General features: G+C 71.9%; 13 protein-coding genes and 1 pseudogene. 8 read left to right on the top strand and 6 right to left on the bottom strand.

Features of this window, described 5'->3' with window-relative positions; translation table 11 throughout:
* Positions 1 to 21 precede the first annotated feature (21 nt).
* Together J2S46_RS01980 and J2S46_RS01975 are read left to right on the top strand one after the other, a co-directional pair.
* Positions 22 to 2,448 carry a SpoIIE family protein phosphatase gene (locus tag J2S46_RS01980; RefSeq protein WP_190215548.1) on the top strand — a complete coding sequence of 809 codons (2,427 nt, stop codon included), beginning with the start codon at positions 22 to 24 and terminating at the stop codon, positions 2,446 to 2,448.
* A 333-nt stretch (positions 2,449 to 2,781) separates the two neighbouring features.
* Positions 2,782 to 3,657: a SigB/SigF/SigG family RNA polymerase sigma factor gene (locus tag J2S46_RS01975; RefSeq protein WP_229928084.1), complete on the top strand. Its 876-nt coding sequence runs from the start codon at positions 2,782 to 2,784 to the stop codon at positions 3,655 to 3,657.
* 157 nt (positions 3,658 to 3,814) lie between these two features.
* On the opposite strand, the gene J2S46_RS01970 is transcribed toward J2S46_RS01975, so the two are convergent.
* The 3 genes from J2S46_RS01970 to J2S46_RS01960 all read right to left on the bottom strand — a co-directional run bounded on the left by J2S46_RS01970 (position 3,815) and on the right by J2S46_RS01960 (position 5,201).
* Entirely contained in the window at positions 3,815 to 4,036 is a 222-nt protein-coding gene (locus J2S46_RS01970; protein WP_190215546.1) for a hypothetical protein, read from the bottom strand.
* A 240-nt stretch (positions 4,037 to 4,276) separates the two neighbouring features.
* Positions 4,277 to 4,546 carry a hypothetical protein gene (locus tag J2S46_RS01965; protein WP_190215545.1) on the bottom strand — a complete coding sequence of 90 codons (270 nt, stop codon included), beginning with the start codon at positions 4,544 to 4,546 and terminating at the stop codon, positions 4,277 to 4,279.
* Positions 4,521 to 5,201: a hypothetical protein gene (locus J2S46_RS01960; protein WP_190215544.1), complete on the bottom strand. Its 681-nt coding sequence runs from the start codon at positions 5,199 to 5,201 to the stop codon at positions 4,521 to 4,523. The genes J2S46_RS01965 and J2S46_RS01960 overlap by 26 nt, the downstream gene beginning before the upstream one ends.
* Positions 5,202 to 5,315: 114 nt before the next feature.
* Here J2S46_RS01960 and J2S46_RS01955 point away from each other — a divergent pair, with 114 nt between their 5' ends.
* The 4 genes and pseudogenes from J2S46_RS01955 (at position 5,316) to J2S46_RS01940 (ending at position 7,110) form a co-directional block, all read left to right on the top strand.
* Complete coding sequence (locus tag J2S46_RS01955; RefSeq protein WP_307352708.1) at positions 5,316 to 5,750, top strand: Hsp20/alpha crystallin family protein; 435 nt, start codon at positions 5,316 to 5,318, stop codon at positions 5,748 to 5,750.
* A gap of 135 nt (positions 5,751 to 5,885) precedes the next feature.
* Positions 5,886 to 6,260: an STAS domain-containing protein gene (locus tag J2S46_RS01950; RefSeq protein ID WP_307348362.1), complete on the top strand. Its 375-nt coding sequence runs from the start codon at positions 5,886 to 5,888 to the stop codon at positions 6,258 to 6,260.
* Positions 6,257 to 6,643 (top strand): annotated as a pseudogene (locus tag J2S46_RS01945) (DUF2267 domain-containing protein); the annotation flags it as partial. The gene J2S46_RS01950 and the pseudogene J2S46_RS01945, both read left to right, overlap by 4 nt.
* A gap of 71 nt (positions 6,644 to 6,714) precedes the next feature.
* Positions 6,715 to 7,110 (top strand): DUF2267 domain-containing protein, encoded by a 396-nt coding sequence (locus J2S46_RS01940; protein WP_191294951.1) that lies wholly within the window; start codon positions 6,715 to 6,717, stop codon positions 7,108 to 7,110.
* A gap of 760 nt (positions 7,111 to 7,870) precedes the next feature.
* Here J2S46_RS01940 and J2S46_RS01935 read toward each other — a convergent pair.
* A complete protein-coding gene (locus tag J2S46_RS01935) occupies positions 7,871 to 8,302 on the bottom strand; it encodes a TspO/MBR family protein (protein ID WP_229913386.1) in 432 nt (143 codons plus the stop codon).
* A gap of 701 nt (positions 8,303 to 9,003) precedes the next feature.
* On the opposite strand from J2S46_RS01935, the gene J2S46_RS01930 reads away from it, so the two are divergent.
* Together J2S46_RS01930 and J2S46_RS01925 are read left to right on the top strand one after the other, a co-directional pair.
* Positions 9,004 to 9,345 (top strand): hypothetical protein, encoded by a 342-nt coding sequence (locus tag J2S46_RS01930; protein ID WP_191294472.1) that lies wholly within the window; start codon positions 9,004 to 9,006, stop codon positions 9,343 to 9,345.
* 288 nt (positions 9,346 to 9,633) lie between these two features.
* Positions 9,634 to 10,053 (top strand): hypothetical protein, encoded by a 420-nt coding sequence (locus tag J2S46_RS01925; protein WP_191294449.1) that lies wholly within the window; start codon positions 9,634 to 9,636, stop codon positions 10,051 to 10,053.
* A 539-nt stretch (positions 10,054 to 10,592) separates the two neighbouring features.
* Here J2S46_RS01925 and J2S46_RS01920 read toward each other — a convergent pair.
* Positions 10,593 to 10,892, bottom strand: coding sequence for a hypothetical protein (locus J2S46_RS01920; RefSeq protein ID WP_191294450.1), 300 nt, complete (start codon positions 10,890 to 10,892; stop codon positions 10,593 to 10,595).
* Positions 10,893 to 11,155: 263 nt separating this feature from the next.
* A complete protein-coding gene (locus J2S46_RS01915) occupies positions 11,156 to 11,455 on the bottom strand; it encodes a hypothetical protein (RefSeq protein WP_191294451.1) in 300 nt (99 codons plus the stop codon).
* Between the last annotated feature and the right edge of the window lie 468 nt (positions 11,456 to 11,923).

Raw genomic sequence — 11,923 nt, 5'->3', positions numbered from 1 at the left:
ATGCAAGCCGAGGAGGGACCGATGAGCGACCCCCAGCAGCCTCCGTGTGCCGACCAAACGGAGGATTCGGACGGGGCGCCCGTACTGCCCCCCTTCCGGGCCGTCGGCAGATCGGAGGCACCGGCCGACGCCGGCGTCGTCGGGCGTCTGACCTCGACGGTCGAGCGCCTTAGCCGCGAGCTGGCCCAGGCGCGGGCCGAGGCCGACGGTCGGGCCCTGGTCGAACTCGCCAAGGGCATCCTCGTCGAGCGCCTCGGTTACGGCCCGGCGGATGCCTCCCGTCAACTGGAGGACCTGGCCGCCCAGTCGAACGTCTCCGTCCTGGAACTGGCCGCGGACCTGGTCAACCAGGCCTCGCACGACCGGATAGCCGACGTCGCCCGCGACTTCGTCGCGACGGCGGCCGAGCCGTCGTTGGGACTGCGACTGCGCAGCGCCGAGACCGGGATGCTGATCGCCGATGACGTCCAGGCCGTTGCCCAGTCGGTCCTCGAACATGCCCTGCGGCCGCTCGGGGCACAGGCGGTGGCCATCTGGTCGGCCAATGCCGATCAGTCCCTGACACTGGCGGGCAGCGCCGGCTTCGGCGAGCAGGAGGCGCGGCTCTGGCGACACGTCCCGCCCGGCGTTCCCACTCCGGCGCGCCGGGCGCTGACCGAGCGCGCCGCCACGGCGTACGATTCGCCGGACGCGGCGCGGCTTCCTTCCATCGGGCAACGGGACATCACCGGCGGCCGCCTCGCCGTCCCGGCCGGTGTGGGTGGCCGGATCACGGGCGTGCTCGAAATCTGCTGGCCGAACGGGCTCCCGCCACAGTCGCAGTCGCTGCAGCGCCAATTCGAAACCCTGGCCGAGCTGTGCGCGACCGCCCTGGAGTCCCGCCCGGCGGGCGACACCGACCCGGCCGCCGCTCCGCAGACGGCCGAACTCCTGGAGCTGATCCACGGGCTGCCGGACCCGTGCATGGTCTTGCAGCCCGTCTTCGACACGGCCCACCTGCCGACCGACTACCTGATCAAGCACGTCAACCCCCGCTTCGTCGACTTCGCGGGCCGGCCCCGCACCGCCATCCTCGGCGCCCGGCTCATGGAGGCCTACCCGCTGGCCGCCGAGTCGGGCGGACTGTTCGAGAAGATCGAACACGTCCTCGCGACCGGTGAGCCCTTCCGCTCGCCGGCCATGCATCTTGCGGCGCTCGTCGACGGCGTCCCGCTGGCCACCGAGGCCGCAGTGAACATCAGCCGCCACGGAACCCAGGTGGTGGTCCACTGGCGGACCATGGACGGGACGGCCCGGGTCGCGAGCCTCCTCCAGCACGCCCAGCGGCTCGGACGCATCGGAGGATTCGAGCAGAACCTCCGCAGTGGCGAGATCGCCTGGAACGACACCCTGTTCGACCTCTACGGACTGGCGCACACCGCCGACCCCATCTCGATCGAGCACCTTGCGGCCCACGCCCACGCGGACGACGAGCACACCATCGGCCGGTTCCTGCGGACCCTTCTGCACCACCAGCGCCCCGCGTCGACAGCCTTCCGCCTCAAACGCGCGGACGGCATCGCCCGCCACATCCGGGTGGTCGCCGAACCGGTCCTGAACCAGGACGGCAGGCTCACCGCCATCCGCGGCGCCTACCAGGACGTCTCCTCCCAGCACTGGACCGAAGTCGCGCTGGCCGCGACCCGCGACCAGCTCGCCCAAACCGAACAGCAGTCCGCCGAACGCAGCCGGCTCGCCCTGCAGCTCCAGCACGCCATCATGCCGCCCAGCCGAGGCCCGCTGGAACTGCACGACCTGCGGGTCGCCGTCCGCTACCGCCCAGCCGAGAAGGAACACCTGGTCGGCGGTGACTGGTACGACACCGTCGATCTGCCCTCCGGTCACGTCCTGCTCTGCGTCGGCGACGTCGCCGGGCACGGCATCGACGCCGCCACCGGCATGGTCGCGCTCCGCAACGCCCTGCGCGGCCTGGCCGCCACCGGCGCCGGGCCCGCACAACTGCTCTCCTGGCTGAACAGCGTGACGCACCACCTGACCGAGAACGTCACCGCCACCGCCGTCTGCGCGCTCTACGAGCCTGGGACCCGCCTCCTTCGCTGGGCCAGGGCCGGCCACCTGCCTCCCCTCCTGCTCCGCGACGAGTCGGCCATTCACCTGACCCCGATCTCCGGCATCCTGCTGGGCGCACTGGACCAGGCCGACTACGAAGAGGGCGAGATCGAGCTGCAGTCCGGCGACACCCTCATGCTGTACACGGACGGCCTGATCGAGCGGAAGGACCGGTCCCTGCAGGCCTCGCTCGACCATCTGCGCATCACGGCCCAGGCCCATGCCCCGAGCCGCTCGGACGCAGTGGCCGAGCTGGAACACCGCCTCGACCACCTCCTGCGCCACAGCAGCGCGGACACCGACGACGACACCTGCCTGATCGGAATCACCGTCCAGTAGACCGAGCACCACCGGCATTCGCCGCCCTTGGGCCGCACCAGTGACCGAACCCCCGCCCGCACACGACGACAGGCCGCCAGGGAAAGCCGCCTGACACCGCTGCGGCGACACCGATCCGCCTCACCTGCCGAGCACCTCTCAGCTCGCAGGCGCCCTGCGCTGTCCCCGAACATCGAATCGGCCCAGTGGCCGGCCGCCCGCTCTCCCCTCAAGGCACGAAAGCAACCAATCAGCCGCCTATCATCTTGCACGCATACTTTCGGTCGGCCGGGGGAGCAGAGCGGCGGACACCACCGAATTCCCCACCCCAGCACAGCAAGGAGAGTGACCCTCATGACCGTTCAGGACGTGGCGCCGACCACCGCCCCCGCCGATCGCATCACCAGGGAAGCTCCCGTTGCCCCGGCGCCGGTCCCGCCGAGGGCCGAAAATCTTCGCGAGGTCGCGCCTGCCGACGCCCGGGCCCTGTCCAAGAACCTCTTCCTGCGGCTGCGGGACCTGGAGGAAGGAACCCGGGAGTACTCCTACGTCCGCGGCACCCTCATCGAACTCAACCTGGCCCTGGTGAAGTTCGCCGCCCGCCGCTTCAGCCACCGCAGCGAACCGATGGACGACATCATCCAGGTCGGCACCGTCGGCCTGATCAAGGCCATCGACCGCTTCGACCCCACCCTGGACTATGAGTTCTCCACCTTCGCCCTGCCTACCATCACCGGCGAGATCAAGCGCTTCTTCCGCGACACCTCGTGGATGGTCCACGTCCCGCGCCGCATGCAGGAGCTGCGCCTCACCCTGGCCAAGGCCGGCGACGACCTCCAGCAGGCCCTCGACCGGGCTCCCACACCCCGGGAGATCGCGCAGCACCTGTCGATGGACGAGCAGGACGTCATCGAGGGCCTGAAGGCCGCCGAGGCGTACAGCACGCACTCGCTGGACATGCCCGGCGACGAGGAGGACGCCGAGGGCAGCATCGCCGCCCGGTTCGCCGTGGAGGAGAAGGGCTTCGAGGCGGTCCTGGACCTGGAGAGCCTCAAGCCGCTCGTCGCGGCCCTCCCCGAGCGTGAGCGCGCGATCCTCTCCATGCGCTTCGGTGCCGAGATGACCCAGTCCCAGATCGGGGAGCGCCTCGGGGTGTCCCAGATGCACGTCTCCCGCATCCTCAACCGCACCCTGAGCCGGCTGCGGGAAGCCCTGCTCACCGAGCAGTAGGTGATGCTCCCGGGCCGTCCCACCGCGGCGGGGCGGGGCCCGGGGTGATCAGGCGAGGAGGGCGCCCGCGGCCTTCTTGAGTGCGCTCGGCTCGTGGGGTCTGCTGGGGGCGGTGGCGCGGACTTCGAGCCTGGGGGCGCCGATGTCCTGCAGTTCCTCACGCCCAAGTGCGGCGCGGGCCGTTGGGGAACCATTCGCCTTGAGGACGGTGGTCTTGGCGTCGGAGCGCTCGTCGTCGGGATCCGGGCGTCGACTTCGGCGCAGAGGATGTCGGCGACATGGTGTTCTCGCAGGACTCCCGGATGTTGCTCTCAAGAGCGGCGACGAGTTCGCGGAGCGTCGGGTAGACCTCGTTCTCGTCAATGGCGTCGGTGAACATGGCCGACTCTTTGCCTACGATGCCGGGAGCGAGAGGACCAGAATCGGGTGAGCGCGGCTACCGCGCACGCCGCGTTTGGTGAACAACCACTCAGCCTGTGGCGTCGAGCCCCGCTCGCCGCTGAGGATCACCGGGCTGCAGCCATCCGGCTGCGCCACGCCCTTGGCGCCGGTCTTACTTCAAGCGCTGACGGTGGTGGAAGCCGCCGTCACGAGCGCCGACGGAGGGGACCGGCCGCTGTCAGACGACTGGCTTCGAAGTCGCCGTTGCGTGGCGGGTCACCGTCTCAGCTCCGGTGACCGGTGGTACGCGCGGGGAGGGGCTGCGGGTCCAGGGTCGGTGTGTCAGGTCCTTGCGGAGCGTGTCGAGCGTGGTGAGGCAGGTGTCGATGGCGGCGATGGCGTCGCCGGCCTCGGCGAGGGTGCGGGTGCGGATGCGGGTGAGCTGGTCCTGGGTGTGCTGCCAGGGTTGTTCGGCGGTGGTGTCAGGCGCGTCGTCGGTTGCTCTCATGGCGCAGTCGGTCGGTGTGCTGGGTGAGGGTGTCGAGGCGGGTGGCGAGGTCGTCGTGGGCGTCGAGGTGGGGGCGGATTCCGGTGAGGGGGGCGACGAGGTCGGCTGGGTCCGCGGCGGCGAGGGCGGTGTGCAGGGCGGTCTGGGCGGGGCGGGCCTCGGGTTTCAGGTCGGGCAGGGCGGTGATCTGGGCGGCGAGGACGCGCAGGTCGGCGGCGTTGGTGCGGGCCCAGGTGGTGACGTTGCGCTCTGCGGCGCGGCGGTCGCGGACGGCCTTGACGCGCTCCGCTCCGGTGTCGCCCGGGCCGGGGTCGGTGGTGGGGCGCAGGCGCAGGTAGCGGTTCTCGGCGGCCTGGCGGCTGGCGACGCCCATCGGACGGGCGAGGTCGGCCCAGGTGGCGCCGGCGGCGCGGGCGCTCTCCACCAGGCCGGCCTCCCAGCCGGCGAGTTCGGTACGCAGTTCGCGCAGCAGGAGGAGGGCGGCGAGGGCCTGGTCGGGGTCCGGCTGCGCCGTGGGTTCCTGCTCGGTGCCGGGGGTCCTGGCGGTGCGGACGGCGTTGTCGATGGCGGCCAGCGCGGCGGCCGCGGCCAGGAAGGACGCCGGTTCGGCGGCCGGGCCGCCACCGCTGTTCGGCGGGGTGGGCTTGTCTCGCATCGATGTCACGCTCCAGGCGACTTCGGTTGTTGTCATCCGATGGATGACATGTTAGAACGGATTCAGGTGAAGCGCACTGGCTCCTGCAGCCCGATCCACCTGGAGGTGTTTTTCATGCAGATGCGCACCGACCCCTTCCGTGAGCTGGACCGGCTGACCCAGCAGTTCCTGAGCACGACCGGCACCTGGTCGCGTCCGACCCCGATGCCGCTGGACGCCTACCGTGCCGGCGACGAGTACGTGATCTGCTTCGACCTGCCGGGGGTGGACCCCGAGGCGATCGACATCGACGTCGAGCGGAACATGCTGACCGTCAAGGCCGAGCGCCGCCCCCGCCGCGAGGGCGAGGGTGTGACATGGGAGATGTCCGAGCGTCCGCTCGGCGTGTTCTCCCGCCAGGTCATGCTCTCCGACACCCTCGACCCCGAGGGGATCAGCGCCGACTACGACGCCGGTGTCCTGACCCTGCGGATCCCGGTCGCCGAGAAGGCCAAGCCCCGCAAGATCGCCATCAGCCACAGCGGCGACCGCAAGCAGATCAAGGCCTGACCCGGGATTCGATGTCCCGCACGGTCGGCTCCCCGGGGCCGTGCGGGACACGTCCCGGATCCCGACCCGCGTCCCCGGGGGCGACGGACACGGCCGCCAGGACGGCGCGGGCACGGCAGGACAGCGAGTCATGCCATGGACAACAAGCGCTCCACAGTCGCCGTGGTGTGGGCCCGCGGCGACATCGACCTCGACACCGCCCCCGCACTGCACCGCCGCCTGGAGGCCGCCCTGCGCGAGCACCGCGACGTGGTGCTCGACCTGTCGCAGGTGACGTTCATGGACTGCGCGGGCCTGGGCACCCTCCTGGACGCCCGGGGCCAGGCCGAGCGCCACGGCGGACGCCTGGTCCTTCGCGCAGTCGGACCGGACGTCCTGCGGCTGCTCAGGCTCACAAACCTCGAAGGGCGACTCACAGCCACCCCCGATCACCACCCGCCCGATGGCGCGCGCCCGCAGGCGCAGCGCCCCGGGACGACACGCTTCGCGATGGAGGGAGAAGCGCCGTGACGATGCGATGGGAAGCCTTCCTGGACGAGGTCCGCGAACGCGGGGCCTACGACGACCCCCGCGATGCCGAAAGGGCCGGCCGGGTGGTCCTGGCCCTGCTCGGCGCGCACCTGGTCGGCGAGGTACGCGCCCACCTCGCCGCCCGCCTGCCGGAGACCCTCGCCCTGGTCCTGCTCAACCCCCTGCAGGCCGCCGAACCGCTCAGCCCGGACCGGTTCGTACGAGCCACCGCCACCTGGATCGAGGGCGCCACCGAACAGAGCGCCCTGTGGGACATCGGCGCCGTCCTCAGTACCACCGCCGACGCCGCCGGCGACGACCTCACCCGCCAGATCCTGCTGCAACTGCCGCCCGGCTACGACCTCCTCTTCGGCCACCCACGCGCCGGCCGCACCGCAGAACCCGCCTCCGCCGCCACCACCGACCCGGCGGCCCGCACCGAAAGTCCGCTGCGATGACCTGGCAACACCTCCTCCAGCAGGTCCGCGACGCCGGCCACTACACCACCGACCAGCAGGCCGAACGCGTCCTGGCCACCGTCCTGGCCGCCCTCGGCCGACAACTCACCGGCGACGAGCGCCGCGACCTCCAGGCGGCCCTGCCGGACCGGGCCCGCGCCCTGTTCTCCTCCCAGACCCCTCTGGCCCGGCCGGTCCCCGCACCCGCCCTCGTCGAGACCGTCGCCACCACCCTCGACACCACCCCCCTCCACGCCCGCTGGGACGTCACCTCCGTCCTGTCCGCCCTCACCCACCTCACCGGCGAAGCACTGACCAGCCGCATCCTCGCCCAACTGCCCCGCGGCTACGCACTCCTCTACGGCCGCGCCGACCTCACCACCGCCGCCTGAAGACAACCCGATCTCACCCTCACCATCCGCACGGCCGACCCGGCTCCCACACGACGGGTAGACAGCCGGAGGTCTCTCCCGCCCTAAATCAGCCCCCTTTGAGGCCACCGGCGAAATCGACCTCGACGCCGCCCCGATCCTGCATGCCGCGCTGCGCCCGCATGCCCGCACTCACCACCGGTCCACCAGGGACCATCCTGATAACCGACCTCGCGGGCGTCACCTTCTGCGCCGGACCTGCCCGGGCCCCCGGCCGTACAGGACCGGCGGGCGCCGGCCGTTCTCGTGAACATCGGTTCCCCCGACCACGCCTCCCGCAGCCATGACGAACTGACTCCGTAACCCGTGAACAAAACCAGCCACGCTGTCCACGGGTTGCGTGGCTGTGCACAGCCGCCCGCCTTCTCAGTTGCGCTGCGCTGCGGGTGCGCGATGCGGTCGGCGGGTGTCGCTTCGGGTGGGTGGCCACCCCAGCTCGCCGCCGGCGGGCGCCGCCCTCATCTGGCTGCTGGCTGCTCCCGTACATCGCGGTGGCCGGACTGCCGGACCAGGGTCTGCCGGTGTGGCGGGGCGTGGAGGTGCGGGTGGCGGCCCGCGTGCTGGGCGCCTGGCGGCGCTTGCCGCTCGGGCTGGCCGCGCTGGGAGGCATGCCCGCCTCACATCTCCGAGCGGCCCGGGCCAAGTACGTATCGGTCCCCGGTCTTTCCGGCTCGAGGGTGGTTCACGGGCCGGACTGGTGGGTCAGCGGCCGCCGAGGGTGTCAACGGCGGTTGTGCCGGGCGATGTCGGCGTTGAGGGCGGTGGCGAAGGCGCACCAGGCGGCGTAGGGGGTGAGTGCCGCGCCGGCGACGGGGTCGATGGTGGTGGTGCGGCGGATGAGGTCGGCGTTGCTGATGTCGAGCAGGGCGGTGCCCGCCAGCGCGGCGGTTGGGCTGCGGTAGTGGAAGAACACCCAGTTCCAGGCGGTGTTGAGGGAGAGGTTGACGCCCAGGCTGGTGGCGAGGGCGCGGCGGTCGCGGGGCTGGGCGGCGAGCAGGGCGCGGGCGCCGGCCCAGGCGATGGAGGCGTAGAGCGGGGTCCACACGGCGCCGAACGCCCAGGAGGGGGGTTGCCATGCCGGTTTGGCCAGGGACCGGTACCAGGCGCTGTCGGGGTCCACGGCCCGCCCGCCGATGACCGCACTCGCGGTCACGGCCGCCGTGGTTGCCGCATACACCGGCCAGCGGCGGCGGGCCGGTGGCTGTGATCGTTCGCTGATGATCCTCATGGCCTGCGTCTTCCCCCTCACCCTGGATCCATGAAGGGCGTCCGGGACGGATGGCTCAGGGAGCAGCTGTGGTGCCCACCCTGCGCTTTTCAGGTCGGGCCCGCATCCCAGGTGCGGCCGGTGAGCGGCCAGGCGGATCCAGGGCGGTTCGTGGCCCGGGTGGTGAGCCGTCGTCCGGGCTCGCGCCGGCGCCCGTTCCTTCCAGGGGAACTGTTCGTTGAACCGGAGCGTCCCCATCGGGACGCGGCACGGCACGCCTACGAGCCGGCCCGGACGTACACCCCCACGGCCCGGGCCCCGCACAGCGGCCGAGTGGGACGGCCGGGACGTACGCCCCGGCCGTCCCCGCCCCACTGGGCTGGCCACGCGGGCATCGCCAGGCTGCGGACAGACACACCAGGACGGTCGTCGAGGCAGGCGGCGGCGAACTCGACCTTGATGGCCTCTTGGGGCTGGACGCCGCTGGGCACGGCGCTGCGCCGCACCCTCGTGGTTCGCCGGTGTTCGCCACATTGATGATCGACTTCTCGGTCGTCGCCTTCTGAGGCTGCGGCTGTTGCTGCTGTTCCTCCGGCCGGCGCAGCGAGAGGGGACGTGTGCTGATGTCGGGCCGTAGCGTCGTGGGTATGACGATGCAGGGCGCGACGATGGTGGTGGGCGTTCGTGCGGCCGATGAGGTGTTCGCCGCCTTGGAGGAACTCAGCACGCGCCGAAGGCCGTGGACGGCCTTCGAGCAGGGCTTGCTGCAGGCCTACCGGTGGGCGGTGGGTACCCGGGCGGTGGCGCCGGTGACGGGGGACGAGGCGATGGGCTTGGTGGGGCCGTGCCGGTCGCAGTTGCTTGCGGAGTGCCAGGCTGCGGAGGTGCGGCTGCGGGCGGGTGCGACCCCGGGCGCGGAGGTGGATCTGGTGCTGGGTGCGTTCGCGGCGCTGGCGTGGGTGTGCGGGCACCACGACGAACGGCCCTGACCTGGCAGCGGCGACCGGGGGCGAAGGGGCCGACTTTGCCGGCCGCCTGTCGGTCGGCGCCGGCCCCGGCCTGCACCCGCCGCAGGGCGAGGTCCAACACGTCGAGGAGCAGGTTCACCCTCGTGGAACGGTAGTGGTGCAGGACTGTGGGAAGGAGCCAGACGCGGGTGGCCGGCCACTTGCATGCCGCAGTGACCTGGGCCCGGCTGGCGAATCTCCAGGAATCGCCCGCTCCGGCAACCGGCTCACTTCCGTTGCACGACACGGCCCTGGGCGAGTGAGGTAGGCATGGTGAGCGGCAACGAAGAGGTCCCGCGGCATGTCCGTCCGGCAGGGATGGACGGTGCGACGGTCCAGGCGCTGGGTCTGCTGTCGCAGGCGTTGGAGACGACGCAGCGGGCGCGGTGGCGGTTGTACGACTTTCATCAGCTGATCGGTGGTGCGGACCGGATGGTCGGCGAGGCTGTGAAGGCGCTGCCGGAGGCCGGGCGCGGTGAGCAGGCCGATCTGGTGGAGCGCGAGGTGCAGGGAGCGGACGTGCTGCAGGGCGCCGACGTGCTGATGTGGACGCTCCAGGTCGTGGAGGCCTACGACGACGGCTATCACCGTCGGTTGACCGAGAGGGAGCGGCTCGTGCGCGAGGCCCTGGCGGACGGTGTGGATCACATCGCCGAGGTCGGGATGAACAAGCGCGGCCAGACGCGCTGACCACCGGCGGGTGCCGGCCCGGTGCGAGGGTGCTCGGCCCGCTCGCCTTTCGGTCGAAGTCCGGACCCGGGGCGGCTTCCTGGCGGTGAGGTGTGACCCCTTGGTGCTGGTGCCGGGTGGCTGATGCGGTCCTGCGTGGCTGGTACCGATGACCTCCAGAGGCTCGTCGACGCTGTTGAGCCGGTGGCCGGTGAGAGGCTCCAGGTGCCGGGGCCGGTGGCGCGTCGGGCCTGGTCGGTGGTGGCCTCCTACGCCCGCGACGAGGAGGACTGCCTTCTGCTGCTGCAGGTCTTGGGCCTGACTCAGGAGGGGGAGAGTATGTGGGGGAGGAGCCGCGGGTCGAGGGCCGGGCCGACGGCGAGGGGCGGCAGGTGCCTGCGCCTCCGCGCCCGGACGGCGATGAGGGTGCGGGCGGGCGGCGGCGTCTTCGGCCGTGACCGGCGGCGGCATGGCCGGGCCCGGGCCGCGCGCCACCGCCGACCTGGAACTCGTGCCACCGGCAGGGCAAGTACGGCCCAGGAGCGTCCAGTGCTGCCCGATCAGGGTGTTGGTGCGTGCCACGGCTGGGAGCGTTGGTGCAGGGGGCTGAGGCGCAGGTAGGCGGGGAGCGTCGTGTCGCTGGGTGCTCGGGGCGTGTCGGTGCCGGATCTCGGGACCGTGGTGGCGGCCGCCTGGGGCGGATTGCGGTAGAGGGCGGTGCCGGCGTTGATGAACGCGCTGTATGCGTCGTCGTCATCGGGGTCCGAGCTCCACAGGGCTTTGGCCCGCTGCCAGGCGAGGCGTAGTTCGGCCGGGGTGGGTGTCGGCTCCGGAAGGTCGTCGGGCCGGTTGTTCGTCACGGCCGTCATCGTAGGGCCGTGCCCGGCGGTGGTGGTTCGGCACGCCAGGGCACAGATGCACACATTATGCAGGTGCGAAATGTTTGTGGGCTGTCCGGGTGATTGCTGGTCCCGGGGGCAGTCCGGGGTTCTGCGGGCGGCGAATGGGGGTTGCGTGCGCGGGCCGGCTTCTGGGGCGGCTGTGCGCGCGGGGCGGGGCTCCGGCACTTCACGGGTGGGGCCCCGCCTCCTTCGGCCTCAGGGCCGGTGGAGGTGCTGCGGTGTTACAGGCCGAGCAGGCCCAGGCCCAGGATGCCGCCACCGTGGTAGCCGTTCTGGTGGCCGTAGCCGCCCTGCTGCCCGTAGCCGTTGCGGCCGTACTCGTCGCAGTCGTTCCCGGCGTAGTACGTGGTGCTCTCGCTGTAGTACACGTGCTCGGTGCCGGCCTGCACCTGGTGGTTGTAGAACTGCTCGGAGCTGCGGTTGCCGTGGCCGACGGCGAAGGCGGAGCCGGCGGCCGGGACGGCGACGATGCCGGCGGCGAGCACGGTGGTGGCCAGCGTCCGGGCTATGCGCTTGTTCATGGGGGATCACTTTCGGTACGGGGACGGCGAGTTCCGCCCCTCACCGGCGACGCTAGGCGCCCCGACCGGCCGGCGCGCGCCGGTGCGGCCACCCGGCCCACCCGGCCGGGTGGAGGCCGCTGCCGTTCGTGCGCCGCCCGGGTGAAGGCCACGAAGGTGCCGGTGCGTCCCGCCCGCTTCTCCCGGACCGGGCCTATGGTCGAGGAGCGGGTGTGACAGCACCTGGCTTTGCGGCTCGGCCACCGATCCCCCCGGTTGGCCGGGCCGCGCCGTACTCGGCTCGGGCTCCCAGCAGTGCCCGGCCGTGCTCGGGGTGGCCCGGGAGGTGTCCCGGGCCACCACAGCACTCAGCGGCCCGCCTCGCCGGTGCACACCTCGGCCGCCACTCCAGCTGGCAATCCGCCACCGCTCCCGGACCGTCGGCCCGCACTCACCTGTGGACGGTACAACGGGGGGCGTCGAGGGCCT

This window comes from Kitasatospora herbaricolor (assembly GCF_030813695.1).
Lineage (GTDB): Bacteria > Actinomycetota > Actinomycetes > Streptomycetales > Streptomycetaceae > Kitasatospora > Kitasatospora herbaricolor.
This window is presented reverse-complemented; position numbering and strand designations above follow the sequence as displayed.

Bases quoted from the DNA above. Each gene is read 5' to 3' on its own strand.
- J2S46_RS01950 (WP_307348362.1), top strand. From the start codon at position 5,886: ATGGACAACAAGCGCTCCACAGTCGCCGTGGTGTGGGCCCGCGGCGAC.
- J2S46_RS01965 (WP_190215545.1), bottom strand. From the start codon at position 4,546: ATGAGAGCAACCGACGACGCGCCTGACACCACCGCCGAACAACCCTGG.
- J2S46_RS01915 (WP_191294451.1), bottom strand. From the start codon at position 11,455: ATGAACAAGCGCATAGCCCGGACGCTGGCCACCACCGTGCTCGCCGCC.
- J2S46_RS01980 (WP_190215548.1), top strand. From the start codon at position 22: ATGAGCGACCCCCAGCAGCCTCCGTGTGCCGACCAAACGGAGGATTCG.
- J2S46_RS01975 (WP_229928084.1), top strand. From the start codon at position 2,782: ATGACCGTTCAGGACGTGGCGCCGACCACCGCCCCCGCCGATCGCATC.
- J2S46_RS01930 (WP_191294472.1), top strand. From the start codon at position 9,004: ATGACGATGCAGGGCGCGACGATGGTGGTGGGCGTTCGTGCGGCCGAT.
- J2S46_RS01955 (WP_307352708.1), top strand. From the start codon at position 5,316: ATGCAGATGCGCACCGACCCCTTCCGTGAGCTGGACCGGCTGACCCAG.
- J2S46_RS01940 (WP_191294951.1), top strand. From the start codon at position 6,715: ATGACCTGGCAACACCTCCTCCAGCAGGTCCGCGACGCCGGCCACTAC.
- J2S46_RS01970 (WP_190215546.1), bottom strand. From the start codon at position 4,036: ATGTTCACCGACGCCATTGACGAGAACGAGGTCTACCCGACGCTCCGC.
- J2S46_RS01925 (WP_191294449.1), top strand. From the start codon at position 9,634: ATGGTGAGCGGCAACGAAGAGGTCCCGCGGCATGTCCGTCCGGCAGGG.
- J2S46_RS01960 (WP_190215544.1), bottom strand. From the start codon at position 5,201: ATGCGAGACAAGCCCACCCCGCCGAACAGCGGTGGCGGCCCGGCCGCC.